18 protein-coding genes are annotated in these 21,327 nt (G+C 72.3%); 12 read left to right on the forward strand and 6 right to left on the reverse strand.

From position 1 onward, the window contains the following. The first annotated feature begins 25 nt into the window (after positions 1-25). From AB0L95_RS02425 to AB0L95_RS02435, 3 genes are all read left to right on the forward strand, one after another. Positions 26-877 (forward strand): polysaccharide deacetylase family protein, encoded by an 852-nt coding sequence (locus AB0L95_RS02425; protein ID WP_365155609.1) that lies wholly within the window; start codon positions 26-28, stop codon positions 875-877. A gap of 77 nt (positions 878-954) precedes the next feature. Then, complete coding sequence (locus tag AB0L95_RS02430; RefSeq protein ID WP_365155612.1) at positions 955-1,704, forward strand: aminoacyl-tRNA hydrolase; 750 nt, start codon at positions 955-957, stop codon at positions 1,702-1,704. A gap of 66 nt (positions 1,705-1,770) precedes the next feature. Continuing rightward, positions 1,771-2,064: a hypothetical protein gene (locus tag AB0L95_RS02435; RefSeq protein WP_365155615.1), complete on the forward strand. Its 294-nt coding sequence runs from the start codon at positions 1,771-1,773 to the stop codon at positions 2,062-2,064. A gap of 46 nt (positions 2,065-2,110) precedes the next feature. Here the strand turns inward: AB0L95_RS02435 and AB0L95_RS02440 are convergent, their stop codons facing one another. Beyond that, positions 2,111-3,022, reverse strand: coding sequence for a glycosyl hydrolase family 16 (locus tag AB0L95_RS02440; protein WP_365155617.1), 912 nt, complete (start codon positions 3,020-3,022; stop codon positions 2,111-2,113). Between the two features lie 422 nt (positions 3,023-3,444). Here AB0L95_RS02440 and AB0L95_RS02445 point away from each other — a divergent pair, with 422 nt between their 5' ends. After that, positions 3,445-4,800 carry a DUF692 domain-containing protein gene (locus AB0L95_RS02445; RefSeq protein ID WP_365155620.1) on the forward strand — a complete coding sequence of 452 codons (1,356 nt, stop codon included), beginning with the start codon at positions 3,445-3,447 and terminating at the stop codon, positions 4,798-4,800. Positions 4,801-5,117: 317 nt separating this feature from the next. Then, the gene (locus tag AB0L95_RS02450) at positions 5,118-5,891 is read left to right on the forward strand and encodes a DUF4142 domain-containing protein (protein ID WP_365155623.1); all 774 of its coding nucleotides are present in this window, start codon (positions 5,118-5,120) and stop codon (positions 5,889-5,891) included. A gap of 43 nt (positions 5,892-5,934) precedes the next feature. On the opposite strand, the gene hemQ is transcribed toward AB0L95_RS02450, so the two are convergent. Both hemQ and hemG read right to left on the reverse strand, forming a co-directional pair. Beyond that, positions 5,935-6,666 carry a hydrogen peroxide-dependent heme synthase gene (gene hemQ, locus AB0L95_RS02455; protein ID WP_365155625.1) on the reverse strand — a complete coding sequence of 244 codons (732 nt, stop codon included), beginning with the start codon at positions 6,664-6,666 and terminating at the stop codon, positions 5,935-5,937. Positions 6,667-6,670: 4 nt separating this feature from the next. After that, complete coding sequence (hemG, locus tag AB0L95_RS02460; RefSeq protein WP_365155628.1) at positions 6,671-8,128, reverse strand: protoporphyrinogen oxidase; 1,458 nt, start codon at positions 8,126-8,128, stop codon at positions 6,671-6,673. A gap of 127 nt (positions 8,129-8,255) precedes the next feature. Here hemG and AB0L95_RS02465 point away from each other — a divergent pair, with 127 nt between their 5' ends. Continuing rightward, positions 8,256-9,656: an FAD-dependent oxidoreductase gene (locus AB0L95_RS02465; protein ID WP_365155631.1), complete on the forward strand. Its 1,401-nt coding sequence runs from the start codon at positions 8,256-8,258 to the stop codon at positions 9,654-9,656. A gap of 49 nt (positions 9,657-9,705) precedes the next feature. On the opposite strand, the gene AB0L95_RS02470 is transcribed toward AB0L95_RS02465, so the two are convergent. Next, complete coding sequence (locus tag AB0L95_RS02470; protein ID WP_365155634.1) at positions 9,706-10,047, reverse strand: hypothetical protein; 342 nt, start codon at positions 10,045-10,047, stop codon at positions 9,706-9,708. A gap of 125 nt (positions 10,048-10,172) precedes the next feature. Between AB0L95_RS02470 and AB0L95_RS02475 the strand changes: the two genes are divergently transcribed. Further along, a complete protein-coding gene (locus tag AB0L95_RS02475) occupies positions 10,173-10,991 on the forward strand; it encodes a rhomboid family intramembrane serine protease (RefSeq protein WP_365155636.1) in 819 nt (272 codons plus the stop codon). Positions 10,992-11,003: 12 nt separating this feature from the next. On the opposite strand, the gene hemE is transcribed toward AB0L95_RS02475, so the two are convergent. Beyond that, positions 11,004-12,071, reverse strand: coding sequence for a uroporphyrinogen decarboxylase (gene hemE / locus AB0L95_RS02480; protein ID WP_365155639.1), 1,068 nt, complete (start codon positions 12,069-12,071; stop codon positions 11,004-11,006). A gap of 224 nt (positions 12,072-12,295) precedes the next feature. On the opposite strand from hemE, the gene AB0L95_RS02485 reads away from it, so the two are divergent. The 5 genes from AB0L95_RS02485 to AB0L95_RS02505 all read left to right on the forward strand — a co-directional run bounded on the left by AB0L95_RS02485 (position 12,296) and on the right by AB0L95_RS02505 (position 19,226). Continuing rightward, positions 12,296-12,964, forward strand: a complete 669-nt coding sequence (locus tag AB0L95_RS02485) for a DUF3000 domain-containing protein (protein ID WP_365155642.1) — start codon at positions 12,296-12,298, stop codon at positions 12,962-12,964. Between the two features lie 311 nt (positions 12,965-13,275). Further along, a complete protein-coding gene (locus AB0L95_RS02490) occupies positions 13,276-13,938 on the forward strand; it encodes a response regulator transcription factor (protein WP_003993737.1) in 663 nt (220 codons plus the stop codon). 243 nt (positions 13,939-14,181) lie between these two features. Beyond that, the gene (locus tag AB0L95_RS02495) at positions 14,182-15,456 is read left to right on the forward strand and encodes a ribonuclease D (RefSeq protein WP_365155645.1); all 1,275 of its coding nucleotides are present in this window, start codon (positions 14,182-14,184) and stop codon (positions 15,454-15,456) included. A gap of 426 nt (positions 15,457-15,882) precedes the next feature. Then, positions 15,883-17,100, forward strand: coding sequence for an acetyl-CoA C-acyltransferase (locus AB0L95_RS02500; RefSeq protein ID WP_365155648.1), 1,218 nt, complete (start codon positions 15,883-15,885; stop codon positions 17,098-17,100). Continuing rightward, complete coding sequence (locus tag AB0L95_RS02505) at positions 17,097-19,226, forward strand: 3-hydroxyacyl-CoA dehydrogenase NAD-binding domain-containing protein (RefSeq protein WP_365155651.1); 2,130 nt, start codon at positions 17,097-17,099, stop codon at positions 19,224-19,226. The genes AB0L95_RS02500 and AB0L95_RS02505 overlap by 4 nt, the downstream gene beginning before the upstream one ends. A 96-nt stretch (positions 19,227-19,322) precedes the next feature. Here AB0L95_RS02505 and AB0L95_RS02510 read toward each other — a convergent pair whose 3' ends face one another. Next, a complete protein-coding gene (locus AB0L95_RS02510) occupies positions 19,323-21,293 on the reverse strand; it encodes a PIG-L family deacetylase (protein WP_365155654.1) in 1,971 nt (656 codons plus the stop codon). Positions 21,294-21,327: the final 34 nt, after the last annotated feature.

Here is a 21,327-nt window from a genome sequence, read left to right on the forward strand (position 1 = left end):
GTAGGCGCGCCCGTACGTTGGTGCGGTGATCTCTCTTGTGCGACGGATCGCCACCGTCTGCGTGTGCGGCGCCGTCCTCGCCGCCTGCGGAGCCCCGAACACCCCGCACGACCCCGGGCGGCCTTCGGCGCCGGCCGCGCCGTCACCCTGGACGGCCGTCTCCAGGATGCCGATGCTCGCGCCCGGGTCCCCCGGGCTGACGCCCGTCTTCCTGAGCGCCCGGACACAGCAGAAGACCGTCGCCCTCACCTTCGATGCGGACATGACCGCCGACGACGGGCCGCGGGCGGCGCACGGCGAGCGCTTCGACAATCCCGGCCTGATCGTGACGCTGCGCGAGCTGAAGGTGCCGGCCACCCTGTTCATGACCGGCCGATGGGCCGACCAGTACCCCGACGAGGCCCGGGACATCGGCAGGGATCCGCTCTTCGAGGTCGCCAACCACTCCTACAGCCACTACTCGTTCACCGACCGCTGCTACGGGCTGCCGGTGCTGCCCGAGTCGAAGATGCGCGCGGACGTGGAGCGCGCCTTCACGGCGATCCGCAAGGCGGGCGTCGCCCGTCCGATGCCGTACTTCCGCTTCCCCGGCGGCTGCTACGACAACCGCGCCCTGCGCGCGCTCGGTCCGCTCGGGGTCACCGCGATCCAGTGGGACGTGGTCAGCGGGGACACATTCGCCGCGGACGCGGGCGCGGTGGCGCGGCGGGTGCTGCGGGGGGTGCGGCCCGGCTCCGTGGTGATCATGCACTGCACACGGAGCGCGGCGCCGGTGACCGAACCGGCGGTGCGCAAGCTGGTGCCTCAGCTGCGCAGGCAGGGCTACCGCTTCGTCAAGGTCTCCGGGCTGGTCGGGGCGTCGGGCGGACACCGTTAGACCTCGGCGGCCTCCGTCTGCGCCGGGGAAACGGCTCACCCGATGACCCGATCTTCCGCCCTGGCACACTTGGCGTCGTGAGCAGTGACCAGACCCCCGCAACGTCGGCGGACGCCCCGCACGACGACCAGGACAGCCCCTTCCGCTCCGAGCGCACCGCGCGCGACGAGGCACCGCAGTTCGTCATGCCGCTGGTGGTCCGCATCGAGCGGGCCGCTCCCCCGGCGCGTACGGACGCGCTGGAGACCGCGGCGCGCGCCGTGCTCGTCATGCTCAGCGACGCGCGTTCGCTGGGCGAGGGCGAGTGGGCCCAGGCCATGCGGGACTGGCAGGACGCACGGATCCGCAAGGTGGTGCGCCGGGCGCGCGGCGCGGAGTGGCGCAGGGCCGAGGCACTGCCCGGCATCACGGTCGCGGGCAAGTCCGCGGAGGTACGGGGCTTCCCGCCGGTCCCGCTGGACGGCTGGCCCAAGGACCTGGCCCGGCTCCAGGTCTCGGGCACGGACCTCGACGACCCGGAGCCGCCCATCGAGCCGGACCCGTCCACGCCGGTGCTGTGGCTGAACCCCGGCCTGGAGATGTCCGCGGGCAAGGCGATGGCCCAGGCCGGTCACGGCGCGCAGCTCGCCTGGTGGGACCTGCCGGACGACGAGCGCGAGGCCTGGCGCGACGCCGGCTTCCCGCTCCAGGTCCGCATGGCTCCCCCGGCCCGCTGGGCCGAACTGACCGCGTCCGGCCTGCCGTTGGTACGCGATGCGGGCTTCACGGAGATCGCCCCCGGCAGCTGCACGGTCGTGGCCGACCACCCGGCCTTGCGCCGGCGCTGACCGCGCGCGGTGCGCGCCGTCCCTCCGATGCGGCGCCGGGAACTCCTTGGTGACAGGATCGGCGTTATGGGCACCGAGACGGACTGGGTGTACCGGGTGTTCGAGCCGCACGGCTCGGAGGGATGGCGCCCCTACGGCAGCGACCCCGCACGGTGGCGGGGCACGATCAGCGCCGCCGACTCCAGCGAGGGCGCCCAGTACGCCGTCGCCCTCGTCGTCGCCGACCTGATGACCGAGTGGAAGGCGTGCGGCCTGCCCCGGGCGAAGCACGTGCGGGTCTTCCTCTGGCGCGAGGAGGAGGGCGAGGCGGCGGACGCGGACATCATCGTGGAGGTCCGGCCGGACATCCACGCAGTGTGACGTGGGGTGTCCGATCCGCCTTCTCCGGCCCGCTCCCGCGCCGGGGTCATCCGCGCGCCGCCTGGTATCGGTAGCAGGTCAGCCAGGTCGTGTCGATCTGGACGGAGGAGCCCCGGGCGGCGTAGTGGCCGCCGAGGCTCGACTCGTTCTGGAGTACCCAGGGCGTGGCGTCGGGGTTGTCGCCCGACACCGCGCCGATCTTTCTGCCGTCCAGGTAGAAGGTGACGCCCGACGGGGTGATCTCGTAGGTGCTGGTGTGCCAGTCGGTCCAGCGGCCGGAGGCGTCGGCGTTGTACTCGCGGAAGCCGTGGACGAAGGCGCTGATCGGGTCGTAGGCGAAGTTCTCGCCTGCCTCCGGGAAGTCGATCTCGCTTCCGGCGTAGCGCAGGTGGGCCATCTTGTAGCCGTCGAGCGTGCCGTGCACACGCCAGCGCTCGCTGAACTTGCCGTAGCGGATGTTCATACAGCCCAGCGGCACCGGCGCGGACACATGGTTGTCACCGACCGGCGGCCGGTACATGCGCACGTGCAGCTGCCCGTCCCCGCTGGATGACGGACCGATCCAGGTGGTGTCGTCCGCGCGGTACTCGCCGCCGAAGGTGCGGGTGTTGCCGTTGGAGTGGTTCTTGGGGTTGGCCGTGTCGTACCAGCCGCGCGGATAGGCGCCGATCTGCCGGTACACGGTGCCGAACATCCTGAGGCCCGCGCAGCGGAAGTCGCCGTCCCCGGCACAGCCGGTGAAGGCCCCGAGCGGCACGTACTGGCCGTTGAAGTCGTCGGCGACGACCTGGCGGAAGGGCCCGCAGTCGCCGTGGGGCATCGCATCGCCCACGGTGTGGCAGGCGTCCTGCGACGGTGCGGCCGCGTGCGCGGGGGCCACGCCGGGGGACGTCACGAGGGCGGCCAGGACGAGAGCGACCGCACCGCGCCGGCGGTGCCTGTGGGGACGGGTGATCACGGTTCCTCCGGATGGGGGTGGGCCTCCGCTGCGAGATGCCGCACGGTCACCAGCAGCTCTTCCTGGGGGCCGCGTGCCGTAGTGCCCTCCGTTGGAGTGGAAGTGGGGAGCCGGGGCTCGGAGAACCCTCCGGCGGAGGGTGCCGGGGCGGGGCGGGTGCCGGACTGAGGCGGGCGCCGGGCGGAACCTCAAATGTTGCTCTGAAGGTTTCCGCGGAGGGTTCGGCCCCGGGGGCCGGGGCCATCACTCCGTCACACCGGCAGCGGCGGTCGTCGACGGGGACGGGCGGGGCGGGGACGGGGCGACGACGGGGACGGGCGGGGCGGGGACGGGGCGACGACGGGGCGAGAGACCACAAGGTCGGCCGGGAGCCGGTGGCCGCGCGAGAACGCGCCGGGTGATCCATGGCGGAGGAGGGGACGATGGAGCGTCTGGGTTCGGGCATCGGGTGGCGGCCGGAGATCGCCGACGCAGTGGAGCGGATGCCCGGCATCGACTGGGTCGAGACCGTGGCCGAGAACGTGTGCCCCGGCCACCTTCCCGAGTCGCTGGTGCGGCTGCGCGAGCGCGGTGTCACCGTCGTCCCGCACGGCGTCTCCCTCGGCCTCGGCGGCGCGGACCGCCCCGACGAGGCACGGCTGGCCGCGCTCGCCGAGTGCGCAGGGGCCCTGGGCTCGCCGCTGGTCACCGAGCACATCGCGTTCGTACGGGCGGCCGGGCCGCTGACCGCCTCGCGGACGCTGGAGGCGGGCCATCTGCTCCCGGTCCCGCGCACCCGCGACGCGCTGGACATCCTGTGCGAGAACATCCGTATCGCCCAGGACGCGCTTCCGGTGCCGCTCGCCGTGGAGAACATCGCGGCGCTGATCTCCTGGCCGGGCGAGGAGATGACCGAGGGGCAGTTTCTGTACGACCTGGCCGACCGTACCGGCGTACGACTCCTGATCGACGTCGCCAATCTGCACACGAACCACGTCAACCGCGGCGAGGACCCGGCCAGGGCGCTGGACGAGCTGCCCGTGGAGGCCATCGCGTACGTCCATGTCGCGGGCGGCTTCGAACGCGACGGCGTCTGGCACGACAGCCACGCCCACCCGGTGCCGCAACCGGTCCTCGACATCCTGGCCGACCTCGCGTCACGCGCCACCCCGCCCGGGGTCCTGCTGGAGCGCGACGAGAATTTCCCCGAACCGGACGAACTGGAGCGGGAGTTGTCCGCCATCCGGCAGACGGTCGAGAAGGCGAGGACCGGGTCGGCGGGCCATGCCGGTGCGGACGAGCCGACGGGCGACACGGGCCCGGGCAGGTCGGCAGGCGGCGTGGGTCCTGGGTCCGGCCGCGGCGACGACGGTGACGGTGACGCGTCCGCGCGGGAGCGGCTCGCGCTGGCGCAGGCCGCGCTGCTGTCCTGTCTCGTCGCCGGCACTCCGGTGCCCGAGGGATTCGACCGCGTACGGCTCGGGGTGCAGGCGCGCGCCCTGGCCGCCAAGCGGGCCGGTGTCGTCGCGAAGGTCGCGCCCGAGCTGCCGGTGATCCTCGGGGAGGCGTACCTGCAGGTCTTCCTGGACTACGCCCAGAGCCGTCCGATGACCAGGGGCTACCGGCGCGACGCCCTCGACTTCGCCGAGCATTTGCTGCGCGCCGGGCTCCCCGAGGACGCCGGGGCGCGGCGACGGCTGCGTGACTGGTGGGTGGAGCGCTCGGGCCCCACCCCGCCCTCCCGGCACCCCGCGGCCCGGCTGGCCCGGGCCACACGCCGGGTACTGCTCCGGCACTGAGCCCCCGCAGTCGTATGACTCACGGGCCCCCGCTCCGTATCACCCCAGCCCCGCCCCGGTATCACTCCCGGCTGTGCGCCGGAGGCCTTCTCGCGGAGTGTGCCGCGGATAACACAGCGGCCCCATGGCTCGAACACAGCGGTCGTTTTGGATGCCTTCGCAAGGGAATGCCCCTCGCTCCCCACAGCGCATTCCATGTGGCATGCCCGCTTTTCCAGCTGTTTCTCCCCTCACGACAGTTGGCACAGAGAGCGCAGAAACATGCCAAACCGCACCCGAAGCGCACTGGCGTGCGGTGCCGCAAGCAGGAGGCCCCCATGCGATCCAGACCCGTCAAAGGCCGCAAAATCCTCAGCGGCACCGGGATCCTCATCACCTTGCTCGCGGGGACCCTCGCCGCGCTGGTCTTCCCGGTCTGGTCCTACGCGGACCGCTCCGGCACCGGCCTGGACACTCTGAACGCCCAGACCGTCCCGACGAGCTACGGCCCGCTGTCCGCGCTGGACCGGGACTTCATCACCCGGGTCCGGCTGGCCGGGCTGTGGGAACTGCCGGCCGGGCAGCAGGCCGAGCAGAAGGGCACCACCCAGGCAGTCCGCACCGCGGGGGAGCATCTGGTCCAGGGCCACACCTTCCTGGACGCGCGCGTCCGCGATGTCGCCGGACGCCTCGGGCTCGCCCTGCCCCGTCAGCCGAACGCACAACAGCAACAGTGGCTCGCGACCCTGAACACGGCCCAGGGCGAGGAGTACGACCGCGACTTCGCCAATCTGCTGCGCCAGGCCCACGGCAAGGTCTTCACCGTCGTCGCCCAGGTCCGCGCCACCACCCGCAACTCACTGGTGCGTGCCCTCGCCGACGACGCCAACGCCACCGTGCTGGACCACATCAAGGTCCTGGAGGCCACCGGCTTCGTCGACTTCGACGCGCTGGCCCGGGACGCGGCCACCGCCTCCCCGCCGCCGCTCACCTACTCCCCCGCCCCACCGGGCCCCACTGCCGACCCGGGCACACCGGTTCCGGTGACTCCGTCGGCGACGTATCCGCTGCCGCCCGCCACGTCCAGCCCTGCGCCGCCCGTGACAGGCTGACGCGCCGGGCACCCCGGGGTGCCCGGCGCGTTATGCACCGCGGTCAGGCGAGACCGGCGACCAGCTCGGCCACCGACTTGCGGCGGCCGGTGAAGAAGGGGATCTCCTCGCGAACGTGCATCCGGGCCTCGGAGCCGCGCAGATGGCGCATGAGGTCGACGATGCGGTGCAGCTCGTCGGCCTCGAAGGCGAGGACCCACTCGTAGTCGCCGAGGGAGAACGAGGCGACCGTGTTGGCGCGCACGTCCGGGTAGCCGCGGGCCATCTTGCCGTGGTCCGCGAGCATCCGGCGGCGGTCCTCGTCCGGCAGCAGATACCAGTCGTAGGAGCGCACGAACGGGTAGACGCTCACATAGTTGCGCGGCGTCTCGTCGGCGAGGAACGCCGGGATGTGCGAGCGGTTGAACTCGGCGGGGCGGTGCAGCGCCATGTTCGACCAGACCGGGGTGAGGGCGCGGCCCAGCTTCGTGCGGCGGAAGAGGTTGTACGCCTCCTGCAGCTGGTCGCTGGTCTCCGCGTGCCACCAGATCATGAGGTCGGCGTCGGCGCGCAGGCCCGACAGGTCGTACGTACCGCGGATGGTCACGTCCTTCGCGGCGAGCTGGTCGAACAGCTCCTGGACCTCGTCGGCGTACCCGGCGCGGTCCTCGGGCAGCACGTCCTTCAGCTTGAAGACGGACCACAGCGTGTAGCGGATGACCTCGTTGAGGTCCTTGGCCAGCTTGCCCTTGTTCGGGATCCTGCCGGACTCGGTGGTGGGGGCGTCGTCGCTCATGTGCCTATTCTCCCGCTCCGCCATGGAGGCTCTGCACCGGGTTGGCGGTGAGCCGCTGCACACCGCGCAGATCGCCGCCCAGCTGGTCCACGGCCGCGTACGCGCTCGCGATGCAGGCGGGGATGCCGACACCGTCGTAGGCCGCACCGCACACGGCCAGTCCCGGGAGCTTCGCGACGTACTCACGGACGCGGGCCGCGCGCGCGTGGTGGCCCACGGGGTACTGCGGCAGGCCGTCGGTCCAGCGGGTCACGCGGGTCTCCACCGGGGTGGCGTCCAGGCCGGTCGCCTCCCGCAGGTCCTCGCATGAGACGGCCACGAGGCCGGCGTCGTCGCGCTGGAGGATCTCGGTCTCCCCGTACCGCCCCACGGACGTTCTCAGGACGAGCAGGTCGGGGTTCTCGTCGGCGATCCAGCCCCACTTGCGGGAGGCGAAGGTCGACGCCTTGATCGTGCGTCCGTCGACCGGCGGCACCAGGAAGCCGCTGCCGTCGGGGAGGTCGGCGTCGGCGCGGCGGTAGGCGAGGGTGACCAGGGCCATGGAGGCGTACTCGACGCTGCGCAGTTCGGCGGCGGCCTCGGGGGACGCGGTGCGCAGCAGACGGGCGGCCTGCGGGGCGGGGGTGGCGACGACCACCGCGTCCGCTTCGTACAGACGGTCCTCGGCCAGGACCTCCCAGCCCTCGTCGGTGCGGCGCAGCCCGTCCACGACCGAATTCAGGACGATCTCGCCGCCCCTGGCCCGGACCGACTCCGCGACGGCGAGCGGAAGCCGGCCGACGCCGCCCTCGATGCCCATGAACACCGGGCCGGTCTGGGCGGCCGCGGCGGCCTTCGCCTGGATGTCGCGGACCGCCGCCGTCAGCGAGTCGTGGGCCCGCGCGGCCTGGAAGAGCTGCGGTACCGCCGAGCGCATCGAGATGCGGTACGCGTCGCCCGCGTACACCCCGCCCAACAGGGGCTCCACCAGGCGGTCGACGACCTCGCGGCCGAGGCGGTCCGCCACGTACTCCCCGACCGCGACGTCGTCGCCGATCTCCGTGCGCGGCAGCCGTGCGTCCTGCTCGATACGGCGCAGGCCGTCGTCGGAGAGGAGGCCGAGGAGCGCGGACGCGGTGCCGGGGACACCCATGACATGGCCCTTGGGCATCGGCCGCAGGGCACCGCGGGTCCAGATCGAGGCGGTCGCCGTGGCCGGCGGCTGCAGCCGGTCCCCCAGGCCTGCCGCGCGGGCCAGCGCCACCGCCTCGGGCCGCCGTGCCAGCATCGACTCGGCCCCGAGGTCGACCCGCACGCCCGCGATCTCACCGGGCAGCAGCTTGCCGCCGAGCCGGTCCGAGGCCTCCAGGACCGTCACCCGCGCACCCCGGTCCAGCAGCCGGTGGGCGGCGGCCAGTCCGGCGATCCCGCCTCCGATGACGACGACGTGCCCCGCGTCCGCGCGGGCGTCCAGTGCGCTCATGTCCCCCAGCCTCTCAGACAGCACTGACAGCCCCGCAGGGGCCAGGTGTCCCCACCCGGGCCCGACCGTCACCGCACCGAGAGGGCCGGATCCGGCCGGACGTGCCGCCTCCTCGTAGCGTGTTCGCATGAGCATGAGCCGTACGAAAGAGCGCCTCGTCGTCATCGGCGGCGATGCGGCGGGCATGTCCGCCGCATCGCAGGCACGCCGTCTCAAGGGTCCCGACCAGTTGGAGATCGTGGCGTTCGAACGCGGCCACTTCTCCTCGTACTCGGCGTGCGGCATCCCGTACTGGGTGGGCGGCGACGTCGACTCCCGGAACCGGCTGATCGCCCGTACGCCCGAGGAGCACCGCGCGCGCGACATCGATCTGCGGATGCGGACGGAGGTCACCGAGATCGATGTCGCACGATGCCGGGTACGCGTGCGGGACGTCGATTCCGGGGCCGAGTCCTGGACCTCGTACGACAAGCTCGTGATCGGGACCGGAGCCCGCCCGATCCGTCCAGATCTGCCCGGTGCCGACGCGCCCGGGGTGCACGGGGTGCAGACGCTCGACGACGGCCAGGCCCTGCTGGACTCGCTCGCCGCCACGCGGGGGCGTCGCGCGGTGGTCGTCGGCGCGGGTTACATCGGCGTGGAGATGGCCGAGGCGATGATCAACCGCGGTTACGAGGTCACGGTCGTCAATCGGGGCAGCCAGCCCATGGCGACCCTCGACCCGGACATGGGCCGGCTGGTGAACCGTGCCATGGAGGGTCTGGGGATCACCATGGTGAACGACGCCGCGGTCACCAAGATCCTCACGGCAGCCGCCGGCCCGGAACGCCGGGTGCGGGCGGTCGGCACGGACGCGGCCGAGTACCCGGCCGACGTGGTGATCCTCGGGATCGGCGTACGCCCGGAGACGGCGCTCGCGCGGGCGGCCGGTCTGCCGCTCGGCGCCCACGGCGGGCTGCTCACCGATCTGGCGATGCGGGTGCGCGGGCACGAGAACATCTGGGCGGGCGGCGACTGTGTGGAGGTGCTCGACCTGGTCTCGGGGCGGATGCGGCACATCGCGCTGGGCACCCATGCCAACAAGCACGGTCAGGTCATCGGCACCAATGTGGGCGGGGGTTACGCCACGTTCCCGGGCGTGGTCGGGACGGCCGTGAGCAAGGTCTGCGACCTGGAGATCGCGCGCACCGGGCTGCGGGAGAAGGACGCGCGACGGGCCGGGCTGCAGTACGAGACGGTCGTCATCGAGTCGACCAGCCGCGCGGGCTACTACCCGGACGCCGCCCCCATGACCGTCAAGATGCTCGCCGAGCGTCGTACGGGACGGCTGCTCGGCGTCCAGATCGTCGGCCGGGAGGGCGCGGCCAAACGCGTCGACATCGCGGCGGTGGCACTGACGGCACAGATGACGGTGGAGGAGATGACGGCCCTCGACCTGGGCTACGCGCCGCCGTTCTCCCCGGTGTGGGACCCGGTCCTGGTGGCCGCGCGCAAGGCGGCCGCGGCGGTGGCAGGAGCGCCCCGGTAGGGGCGGGAGACCGCGCGACCGGCGGCCACCGGTCGCGGTTCCCGTCCGGTCAGGCCGTCTCGTGCTGGCCGACCCCGTTGATCCGCTCGATCGCCTGCCGGGCCTGCTCGGCCGGCGGGCGCGGCGGCAGCGAGGACACGGACGCGCTGGAGGTCACAGCGGCCGGCTGGGGCTGCACGGCGGGCTTCGCGTGCGCGGCGCCGGCCCGGGTGGAGCGCAGCCGGTGGCTGACGGCCTCGTCGAGGGTCACGGGACGCTGCATCTGGGACGCCAGTCGCCCGGCCTCCTGGCCCAGCCGGGCGATGTCCTCCCAGGGCAGATGGATCACGAGCGCGAGCTCGGCCTCACCGTCGGGCAGGGCGTGTATCGGAGGAGTAACTCGGTCGTTCATCGCCTGTTCCTCACGTCGTCCCCGCGACACGCCTTCCCCGCACCGCGGGCGGTTGAGGAGACATACGCACGGGCGGAGCACCGCGTTCACCGGTTCGCCGGTCGCATCCCGGGCACTACTTTCTTGTGGTCATTCCCGTTCATGACGTCAACCCGGTGCGACGCACGCCCTATGTGACGTACGCGCTGATCGCCGCCAACTTCGTCGTCTTCCTGGTCACCCCCGGCATAGCGGGTTCGGTGGCGGGCCAGAGCGACCTGTCCCAGCTGTGTCATCTCCAGGCGTTCCTGGACCACTACGCGGCGGTGCCCCGGGAGTTGATCCACGATCAGCTGCCGCGGCTCGTGCCCACGGGCGCGGTGGGCGTCGGCTCGCACGGCGCGGGCTGCGTGGTGGCCCCGCCGGGCTACCACAAGTCGCCGCCGGCGTCCGTCTTCACGGCGATGTTCCTGCACGGCAGCTGGCTTCATCTGCTGGGCAACATGCTGTTCCTGCTGATCTTCGGGAACAACATCGAGGACCGCCTGGGCCACATCCGCTTCGCGCTCTTCTACGTGGCGTGCGGCTACGCGGCCGGATACGGCTTCGCCCTTCTCAACGACACCTCGGGCGACCCGCTGATCGGCGCGTCCGGCGCGATCGCGGGCGTGCTCGGCGCGTATCTGGTGCTGTATCCGCGGGTCAGGGTCTGGATCCTGGTCCCGTTCCTGCTCTTCCTGCCGCTGCGGCTGCCCGCGTGGATCGTGCTGGGCTTCTGGTTCGTGCTGCAGGCGGTCTACTCGTCCGGGGGCGGCGTCTCCAAGGCCGGGACAGTGGCGTACGCGGCCCATGTGGTGGGCTTCCTCGTCGGCATGATTCTGGCCTGGCCGCTGCGCTCGGGCACCCCGGCGCCGCCCGAGCCGCGCGGCCTGCGATGGGGCAGGCAGGCGCGGGCCGGGTGGTGAACCGGGGGACGGTCAGCGGGCCGTCTGCGTGTGGACGTACTCCACGAGCCGGGTGAGGGCGTCGGGGTCGGTGGACGGCATCACGCCGTGGCCGAGGTTGAAGACATGGCCCTCAAGGCCCGCGGCGGCGTCCAGCACCTCCCGGGTCTTCGCCTCGACGGCCTCCCTCGGGGCGAAGAGGATCGCCGGGTCGAGGTTGCCCTGAAGGGCCTTGCCGGGGCCGACGCGGCGGGCCGCCTCGTCGAGCGGGACGCGCCAGTCGACACCGACGACGTCCGCGCCGGCCTCGCCCATGAGGCCGAGCAGCTCACCGGTGCCGACACCGAAGTGGATACGGGGCACGCCGTATCCCTCGACGGCGCGGAAGACCTTGGCCGAGGCGGGCAGCACCGAGCGGCGGTAGTCCACGGGGGCGAGGGCGCCGGCCCAGGAGTCGAAGAGCTGGACGGCGGAGGCCCCCGCCTCGATCTGGACCTTCAGGAAGGCGGCCGTGATGTCCGCGAGCCGGTCCAGCAGGTCGGCCCACAGCTGCGGGTCGCCGTACATGAGCGCCTTCGTGTGCTCGTACGTCCGGGAGGGGCCGCCCTCGATGAGGTAGCTCGCGAGGGTGAAGGGGGCGCCCGCGAAGCCGATCAGCGGGGTCGCGCCCAGTTCGGCGGTGAGCAGCCCGATGGCCTCCGTGACGTACGAGACGTCCTCGGGGGTCAGGTCGCGCAGCTGCGCCAGATCGGCGCGGGTGCGGATCGGGTGTGCGACGACGGGGCCGACGCCCGGCTTGATGTCGAGGTCGACGCCGATGGCCTTGAGGGGGACGACGATGTCGCTGAAGTAGATCGCCGCGTCCACGCCGTGCCGGCGGACCGGCTGGAGCGTGATCTCCGTGACCAGCTCGGGCCGCATGCAGGACTCCAGCATGGGGGTGCCCTCGCGCACCTTGCGGTACTCGGGCAGCGAGCGCCCCGCCTGCCGCATGAACCACACCGGGGTGTGCGGCACCGGCTCGCGCCTGCACGCCTTCAGGAAAGCGGAGTCGTACGTGGCTGTCGGCTGGCCCGTCGCGGGGCGGTCATTGGCACTCACGCGAAAAGTCTCGCACGCCGCACAGACATCCCTGTCCCGGGTGGGCAGCCCCCGGACGGGGCTCGTCGGCGCCGGGGCACGGGGCTGTCGGACATCGCACCCGGCGCGCGGTCGTGCCCCGGCGCCGACGGCTGCAACCACACCGCGCCGTTCCCCGCCAAACCGCCGCCGGCTTCGGGTGTCTCTCCCTGCGAACGCGCTTTCTTCCCCTTACTCTTCCCCGCATGGCTGCGGCTCAGGGACGACTGACGGACGGCGCTGGCGGAATGGACGACGCGCAGGAGGAGGACCCGGATGGGACGGATACGACTCCGGCGCCCTTCCGTGCCGCGGTCGAGGCGCTGAGGACCGCGCGTCTTCGGGCCGAGATCGAGGTCGAACCCACGCGCCCGCCGCAGCGGCTGGCGCCGTTCGCCTATGCCCTGGAAGCGGCGGTCGTCCAGGAGGACGAGGATCTGGCCGACGGACGTCTCGTGCTGCTCCACGACCCCGCCGGGCACGAGGCGTGGCAGGGGTCCTTCCGTCTGGTGACCCTGGTGCGCGCGGAACTCGAACCGGAGATGGCCTCGGATCCGCTGCTGCCCGAGGTGTGCTGGTCCTGGCTGACCGGCGCCCTCCAGTCCCGCGGACTGTCCTACGGCGAGCCGAGCGGCACCGTCACCCGCGCGAGTTCGCACTACTTCGGGGGGCTCGCGGCCCGGCCGGCCGCCTCCCAGATCGAGATCCGTGCCTCCTGGACGCCGCGTGAGGGTCTCGGCGGGGTCCCGGACACCGCGGCCCACTTGGCCTGCTGGTGCGAACTGCTGGCCCAGGTGGCGGGTCTGCCCCCGGCAGGCCCGGGGGACGGGTCGGTGGTGACGCTGCCGCAGCGGCGGGGGCCGCAGCCCCGCTGACACCCCCGGCGACGAGTGCAGTGAAGATCGCACGCGCGGAGGCCTCGACCTTGTCAACCCCGACTTGACCCTTCTTGCCGTCTCTTTGTCGATACGACCACTTTCGGCCGCTTCTCCATAAAGGACCGAACCCATTCGATCTTCAGCTGATCGCTCGCGCATCCGAATTGCCCGGATTGTTACTCACCAAATCGTGATCATTCTCTAAAGGAGCATGGGTTTGGTGCCGAAGACGACTGTGACCTTGAAAGCACGGTTCGTCCCGGCTTCATCCCCAGAGCCGGCCCCGTCCCGCACCCCCAGGAGGCCTGGTGTCCGTTCTCCTCGAGCAGCCCGCAAGCCTGGTCGCCTACCGCCCGAACAAGCCGACCGCCATGGTGGTCGTCGCCGACCCTCGGGTCCGCTCCACCGTCACCCGTCACCTCTGGGCGCTCGGAGTGCGCGATGTCATCGAGGCGTCGTCGATCGCGGAGGCCCGCCCCCGTATCGGCAACCCGCGTGACATCTGCGTCGCCGACGTCCACCTCCCCGACGGCTCCGGCCTCACCCTCCTGTCGGAGACCCGCGCCGCGGGCTGGCCCAACGGCCTCGCCCTGTCCGCCGCCGACGACATCGGCGCGGTCCGCAACGCCCTCGCGGGCGGTGTGAAGGGCTACGTCGTCACCGGTACGCGCACGAACGTCGGGCTCCCCACCCGACCCGGCGCCGCCCCCATCGGCGCCGCGGCCGCACGCCTGCACCGCCGCCCCCCGGGTGCCCCGAGCCACCCGGGCGGCTACCGCGAGCTGTCCGGTCGCGAGGTCGAGGTGCTGCGGCTCGTCGCCGAGGGCCAGTCGAACAAGGCGATCGGCGTCTCCATGGGCCTGTCCGCACTGACCGTCAAGAGCCATCTCGCCCGCATCGCCCGCAAGCTGGGCACCGGCGACCGCGCCGGAATGGTGGCGGTGGCCCTGCGCACCGGCATCATCCACTGACCCGCCCCCGAACCCCCGTCCCCGCACCCCGCACGCCACATCCCGGCCCGTGCCGACACCGAGCCGCCGCCGACACGAGTCCGGGTCACCGACCACCCCCTGGACGCGCCCGCCCCGTACCGCCCGTGGGCACGGGAAGCGCACGCCGCCATGTCTTGCACATGACTGGTTTACGCCCCTCCGGCGCCCGTCGACGGAACGTTCCGTCGACGGGCGCCGTCCACGCACAGATACCCTTGACAGGTGACCGACGCCCAAGAGACCGCAGCAGACAGCCCACTGCGAACCACCGGAGGCGCCCCTCCGGACGATGTCGAAGCGGCGCCGATCCCCTTGCTGGAGCCGCGCGACGGCATTCCGCCCGTGATCGCCGACGAGGTCTCGCTCGCCGAGGTGATCGCCGCGTTCGCCGCCGGCAGCGGCCCCGTCGCCGTCGACGCCGAACGCGCGTCCGGCTACCGGTACGGCCAGCGCGCCTATCTGGTCCAGCTGCGCCGCGAGGGCGCGGGCACGGCACTGATCGACCCGGTGGCCTGCCCCGACCTGTCGGGCCTGGGCAAGGCGCTCGCCGGAGTGGAGTGGGTGCTGCACGCCGCCACCCAGGACCTGCCCTGTCTGCGCGAGATAGGCATGGTGCCCACACGTCTGTTCGACACCGAGCTGGCGGGGCGCCTCGCCGGATATCCGCGGGTGGGCCTCGGCGCCATGGTGGAGAGCGTCCTGGGCTTCGTCCTGGAGAAGGGGCACTCGGCCGTCGACTGGTCGACCCGGCCGCTGCCCGAGCCGTGGCTGCGCTACGCCGCCCTCGACGTGGAGCTGCTCGTCGACCTGCGGGACGCCCTGGAGAAGGAGTTGGACCGGCAGGGCAAGCTGGACTGGGCCCAGCAGGAGTTCCAGGCGATCGTCTCCGCGCCGCCGCCGGAGCCGCGCAAGGATCCCTGGCGCCGTACGTCCGGGATGCACAAGGTGCGCCGCCGCCGACAGATGGCGGCCGTCCGCGAGCTGTGGCAGACCCGGGACCGGATCGCCCGGCGCCGCGACGTCTCGCCGGGCAAGGTGATCGGGGACGCCTCGATCGTCGAGGCCGCGCTGGCCCTGCCGCCGAACGTGCACGCCCTGGCCTCGTTGAACGGTTTCGGTCACCGTATGGGCCGGCGTCAGCTGGAGCAGTGGCAGGCGGCGATCGACCGGGCGAGGGAACTGCCCGAGGCCGAGCTGCCGCAGCCCGGGCAGCCAGTGGCCGGTCCCCCGCCGCCGCGCGCGTGGGCCGACCGCGACCCGGCGGCCGCGGCCCGGCTCTCCGCCGCGCGCGCCGCGGTCTCGGCGCTCGCCGAGCAGCTCTCCATGCCGCAGGAGAACCTGATCTCCCCGGACGTCGTACGGCGCCTGTGCTGGGAGCCGCCGAAGCCGGTCGACGCCCCGACGGTCACGACCGCGCTCACCGGATACGGCGCCCGGCCCTGGCAGGTCGAGCAGGTCGCCCCGGCCCTGGTGACCGCGCTGTCCGTGAACAGCTGAGGCAGCCGGGCCGGGCGCCCCGGCACAAGGGACGCGGGCGCGGCCACGAGCCGCCCCGCCACCGTACGAACACGGCCACGAGCGGCCCGGCCACCGTACGAACACGGCCACGAGCCACCCCGCCGCCGCACGAACACGGTCGCGACTCCCGCACGCGACCGCCGAACCGGCATGAACACGCCCCTCTGGCGCCCCCGGAAGCCGAGCGGTCGTGTCGGCATCACGCCAACCGGCCACCCCTCCACGGCACCCCCTGCTCTCCCCCCTCTCCTCCCTTTGCCGCTTTCCGCCCCTGCGTCGGCGGTGTGACCTTCACCGCTTGGCCCGGCGGGGCTGGGCAGCTTGGTTACCCACAAGTAGCATGGGACTGAGCGCGCGCTCAGCGTGTCGCAGCAGTGCCATCCCGCACCCTGGAGGAGAGCCATCGTGCCTCGTACCGTCAGGGACGTCGTCTTCGTCGACGGCGTCCGCACCCCGTTCGGCAAGGCGGGCCCGAAGGGCATCTACCACGAGACCCGCGCCGACGACCTCGTCGTGAAGGCGATCCGGGAGCTGCTGCGCCGCAACCCGGGCCTCGACCCGAAGAAGATCGACGAGGTCGCCATCGCCGCGACCACCCAGATCGGCGACCAGGGTCTGACCCTCGGCCGCACCGCGGGCATCCTCGCGGGTCTGCCGACCTCGGTGCCCGGCTACTCCATCGACCGTATGTGCGCGGGCGCGCTGACGGCCGTGACGACCACGGCGGGCTCCATCGCGTTCGGCGCCTACGACGCCGTCATCGCCGGTGGTGTCGAGCACATGGGCCGCCACCCCATGGGCGAGGGCGTGGACCCGAACCCGCGGTTCGTGAGCGAGAAGCTGGTCGACGAGTCCGCCCTGTTCATGGGTATGACGGCGGAGAACCTGCACGACCGCTACCCGCACATCACCAAGCTGCGTGCCGACGAGTACGCGGTGCGCTCGCAGGAGAAGGCCGCCAAGGCGTACGCCAACGGCAAGATCCAGCAGGACCTGGTGCCGATCTCAGTGCGCCGCACCACCCCGGAGGCCGGCGAGACGGGCTGGGGCCTGGTCACCGCCGACGAGCCGATGCGCCCGGGCACCACGCTGGAGAACCTGGCGAACCTCAAGACGCCGTTCCGCGTCCACGGCCGGGTCACCGCGGGCAACGCGGCCGGTCTGAACGACGGCGCCACCGCCTCGATCATCGCCTCCGAGGACTTCGCGCGCGAGAACGGCCTGCCCGTCAAGATGCGTCTGGTCTCGTACGCCTTCGCGGGCGTCGAGCCGGAGGTCATGGGTTACGGCCCGATCCCGGCGACGGAGAAGGCTCTCGCCAAGGCGGGTCTGTCCATCTCCGACATCGGCCTGTTCGAGATCAACGAGGCCTTCGCGGTGCAGGTCCTGGCCTTCCTGGACCACTACGGCATCGCGGACGACGACGAGCGCGTCAACCAGTACGGCGGCGCCATCGCCTTCGGTCACCCGCTCGCCTCCTCCGGCGTCCGTCTGATGACGCAGCTGGCCCGCCAGTTCGAGGAGCAGCCGCAGGTCCGTTACGGCCTGACCACCATGTGCGTCGGCTTCGGCATGGGCGCGACGGTCATCTGGGAGAACCCGCACTTCGAGGGGGACAAGTGAGCACCACCACTGAGCTGCTGAAGGGTGCGGCCGAGCTGTTCCCGGGCGAGGTCGTCACGCAGGCGCACGTACGCCACTTCGACCTGCCGCTGAACGCTGGGCGCTTCGCCCTGATCACCCTCGACAACGGCCTGGACCACACCAAGCCGACCACCTTCGGCCCCCAGTCGCTCGCGCATCTGAACACGGCGATCGACCAGGTCGAGAAGGAGGCCGCGGACGGCGACATCGTCGGTGTCGGCATCACCGGCAAGCCGTTCATCTTCGCGGTCGGCGCCGACCTCAAGGGCGTCGAGCTGCTGAAGCGGCACGAGGACGCGCTGGCCATCGGCCGGGGCGGCCACGAGGTCTTCAAGCGCCTGTCGAAGCTGGCCGTCCCGACGTTCGCCTACTACAACGGCGCGGCGATGGGCGGCGGCGTCGAGGTCGGCCTGCACTGCACCTACCGCACGGTGTCCGCGGCCCTCCCGGCGTTCTCCCTGCCCGAGGTGTTCCTCGGCCTCGTTCCGGGCTGGGGCGGCTGCACCCTGCTGCCGAACCTGATCGGCGCCGACAAGGCCGTCTCGGTCGTCATCGAGAACTCGCTCAACCAGAACAAGCAGCTCAAGGGCAAGCAGGTCTACGAACTGGGCATCGCCGACGCCCTGTTCGAGGGCGCCGACTTCCTGGAGCAGTCGCTGATCTGGACGGCGTCCGTCCTCAAGGGCGAGATCGAGATCGAGCGCCCGGCGATCGACCGCGGCGAGGCCTGGGACCAGGCGGTCGCCCGGGGTCGCTTCATCGCCGACAGCAAGGTGCACGGCGCGGCCCCGGCCGCCTACCGCGCGCTCGACATCATCGCCGCGGCCAAGAACGGCGACCTGCAGCAGGGCTACGACGCCGAGGACCAGGCCCTCGCGGACCTGATCATGGGCGGCGAACTGCGCTCCGGCATCTACGCGTTCAACCTCGTCCAGAAGCGCGGCAAGCGTCCGGCGGGCGCCCCCGACAAGAGCCTGGCGCGTCCGGTCACCAAGGTGGGCGTGGTCGGCGCGGGTCTGATGGCGTCGCAGCTCGCCCTGCTCTTCCTGCGCCGCCTGGAGGTCCCGGTCGTCCTCACGGACATCGACCAGGCGCGCATCGACAAGGGTGTGGGCTACGTCCACGCCGAGATCGACAAGCTGCTCGCCAAGGGCCGCGTCAACCAGGACAAGGCCAACCGTCTGAAGGCGCTGGTCTCCGGTGTCCTGGACAAGGCCGAGGGCTTCGCGGACGCGGACTTCGTCATCGAGGCCGTGTTCGAGGAGATGTCGGTCAAGCAGCAGGTGTTCGCCGAGGTCGAGGCGGTAGCGCCCGCGCACGCCATCCTCGCGACCAACACCTCCTCCCTCTCGGTGACGGAGATGGCGTCGAAGCTGCAGCACCCCGAGCGGGTCGTCGGCTTCCACTTCTTCAACCCGGTCGCGGTGCTGCCGCTGCTGGAGATCGTCCGCGGCGAGACGACCGACGACGCGTCGCTCGCCACGGCGTTCGCCGTCGCCAAGAAGCTGAAGAAGACCGCGGTTCTGGTCAAGGACGCCCCGGCGTTCGTCGTCAACCGCATCCTCACCCGCTTCATGGGCGAGATCCAGAACGTCATCGACGAAGGCACCCCGGTCGAGGTCGCGGAGAAGGCGGTCGAGCCGCTCGGCCTCCCGATGTCCCCGCTGGTGCTGCTGGAGCTGGTCGGCCCGGCGATCGGTCTGCATGTCTCGGAGACCCTCAACAGGGCGTTCCCGGACCGCTTCACGGTCTCCTCGAACCTCAAGGCGGTCGTCGAGGCGGGCAAGCGCGGCTTCTACGTCTACGACAGCGGCAAGCCGGAGCTGGACCCGGAGGTCGCCGCGCTGCTGAAGCAGGGCGACTCGGTGCTGACCGAGGAGCAGGTCCGCGACCGGGTGCTGGACGCGGTCACGCAGGAGATCGGTCTGATGCTCGACGAGGGCGTCGTGGCCGAGGCCCAGGACATCGACCTGTGCCTGATCACGGGCGCCGGCTGGCCCTTCCACCTGGGCGGCATCACGCCGTACCTGGACCGCGAGGGTGTCTCCGAGCGTGTGAACGGCAAGAGGTTCCTGGAGCCGGGCGTGGCGTCGGTCCCGGCGTAACCGCCGCCGCCGAACCCGACGGCAACCGCCGTACATGACAAGGGCCTCCGCATCGCGCGGAGGCCCTTCGTCGTACGCGGCGGCGTCGGCGACGGGTCAGCCGGTGATCTGCCAGGGGCCGAACTCCGGTGAACCGGGGGCGGTCTGGCGGGCGACGGCCAGACGGCCGTCCGCGCCCAGGACCGCGACGGTGGCGCGGCCCAGCGCGTCGAAGGCGGCCGCGGGGGCGTGCGCGATCGTGCCGCCCAGTACGGTCGTGGGCAGTTCCCGCCAGGTCTCCTCGCCGGGCAGGAAGCGGTAGGCCACCCCGCCCAGGTCGCCTCGGGTGACGACGAGCGTGCCCGTCTCGGGCGACGGTCCCGCCGCAAGGGCGATCGCGCCGAAGCCGCCGCGGCCCCCGATCGACGCCGCCGGCTGGGCCCACCGGCCTCCGGGGGCGTCCTCCTGCGCCATCAGCAGACGACCCGATCCGGGCTGCCGGTAGACCGTCATGACCTGTCCGCCCGGCTGGACGACGGCCGCGGCGGGACCGCCCGGCACGGTGAGCCGGAAGCGGGGCGCCCTGCTGGGCGGCGTGTCGAGGGAGCTCTGCGACCAGTGGAAGACACCCTCGCGGCTGGCGGCGAACACCTCCACATGGCCGTTCGGCGCGGTGAGTGCGGTGAGTCCCTCCTGGAGTTCATGGCCGCGCAGGTCGGTCCACTCTCCCCAGGAGCCGTCGGCCTCCTGGACGCGGCTGTGCAGTCCCTGGCCGGCGTTGCGCACGAAGAGATGCAGCCGCCCTCTGCCGTCCCTGGTCACGGCGGGTGCGCCGAGGTGGCGGTCGCGCTGCGGGTCGCCCGCGGAGGGGTTGCCCAGGGTGATCCAGCCGGGGAACACCCCGTCCGGCTCGGACTGTTCGAGCAGCACGATCTCGCGGGCGTGGCCGTCGTCCGCGGCGAGCCGGGACAGCCGCAGGGCGAAGATCTGCCAGCGGCCGTCCGGGGTGTGGCTCACCGCGAGGTTCGGTGCGAGCGGGCCGCCGCCGAGGAAGAAGGGGCCACGCCACTGGTCGGCGCCGGGCCGGGCCTCCAGCCATACCGCGGCCTGCTGATTGACCACGGCGAAGGCCGCAAGCCGGCCCCGCCGGTCGGCAAGCAGCCAGTTCGTCCCGGACGGATGGCGTGGTGCGGTGCTCTGCACCCAGCCAGTGCGCCGGGCGTTCAGACCGACCGCGTAGTCGCCGCTGCCGGCGGGGTCCCCGCCGTCGTACCCGTCCGCGGCGCCGTAGACGTTGAGGAAGTACTCCTTCAGGGAGACGGCCTGCGGGCTGAGGTTGTGCGGCCAGCGTTCGTTGTAGTAGCCGCGGTACGCCTCCACCGTGAAGGTGCGGTTCTCGGCCGGGCCCTGGTAGCGGTCGAGGGCGAGCCAGGAGAACAGGGCGGCGGCGGTGTGGTCGCAGTGGTCCGAGAGGTCGCCGTGGTCGTGCCGCTGCGGGAACTTCTCGTCGTGCACCAGCCGGTCGGGGTCCGGGTCCATGGTGCGCACCAGCGTCGGCCGGACGATCCCCATGATCTGGACCAGCGTGTCCACCAGAGCGGCCCGGGTGTACGTGTGCGTCTCGGGCACGAGGCCGCCGCTGAGCGCCAGCGTCGGGACCTGATCGGTCTCCTCGTGCCAGAGCGCGTGCAGACTGCGCGGCGGCCCCTCCGGCGTGCCGTGCTGGCGGATGTTGAGGAAGATCAGCGTCACCCAGGGCGCGTCGGCGAGGGAGTACACCTCGGCGAGCGCCCCGCCCGCCGTGGACAGGGTGCCCGGGTTCCAGGCGGCCGTGCGGTCGCCGGACACCATGGCGGCGTAGGCGGCCTTGATGCCGTTCTGGCGTGCCTTGCCGTACGCGGCGCGGTCCTCGACGACCGGTTCCAGCTGCCACGGCCGGGGGTTGCGCCCGTTCGCGTCGCCGCTGGTGAGATACACCGTGGTGGTGGGGGTCCCGGCCTTCAGGCCCTGGAAGGTCGCGGGGTTCATGAAGTACAGGTCGTCGTCCGGGTGGGCCACGATCTGCAGGACGGATGCGGGACTGTTCACGTGGTAGCTCCTCCTGACGGCGCGGACGGCGCGA

Source organism: Streptomyces sp. NPDC052036 (genome assembly GCF_040680495.1).
GTDB lineage: Bacteria > Actinomycetota > Actinomycetes > Streptomycetales > Streptomycetaceae > Streptomyces.

Bases quoted from the DNA above. Each gene is read 5' to 3' on its own strand.
- AB0L95_RS02445 (WP_365155620.1), top strand. From the start codon at position 3,445: ATGGAGCGTCTGGGTTCGGGCATCGGGTGGCGGCCGGAGATCGCCGAC.
- AB0L95_RS02450 (WP_365155623.1), top strand. From the start codon at position 5,118: ATGCGATCCAGACCCGTCAAAGGCCGCAAAATCCTCAGCGGCACCGGG.
- AB0L95_RS02470 (WP_365155634.1), bottom strand. From the start codon at position 10,047: ATGAACGACCGAGTTACTCCTCCGATACACGCCCTGCCCGACGGTGAG.
- AB0L95_RS02485 (WP_365155642.1), top strand. From the start codon at position 12,296: ATGGCTGCGGCTCAGGGACGACTGACGGACGGCGCTGGCGGAATGGAC.
- hemG (WP_365155628.1), bottom strand. From the start codon at position 8,128: ATGAGCGCACTGGACGCCCGCGCGGACGCGGGGCACGTCGTCGTCATC.
- AB0L95_RS02435 (WP_365155615.1), top strand. From the start codon at position 1,771: ATGGGCACCGAGACGGACTGGGTGTACCGGGTGTTCGAGCCGCACGGC.
- hemQ (WP_365155625.1), bottom strand. From the start codon at position 6,666: ATGAGCGACGACGCCCCCACCACCGAGTCCGGCAGGATCCCGAACAAG.
- AB0L95_RS02465 (WP_365155631.1), top strand. From the start codon at position 8,256: ATGAGCATGAGCCGTACGAAAGAGCGCCTCGTCGTCATCGGCGGCGAT.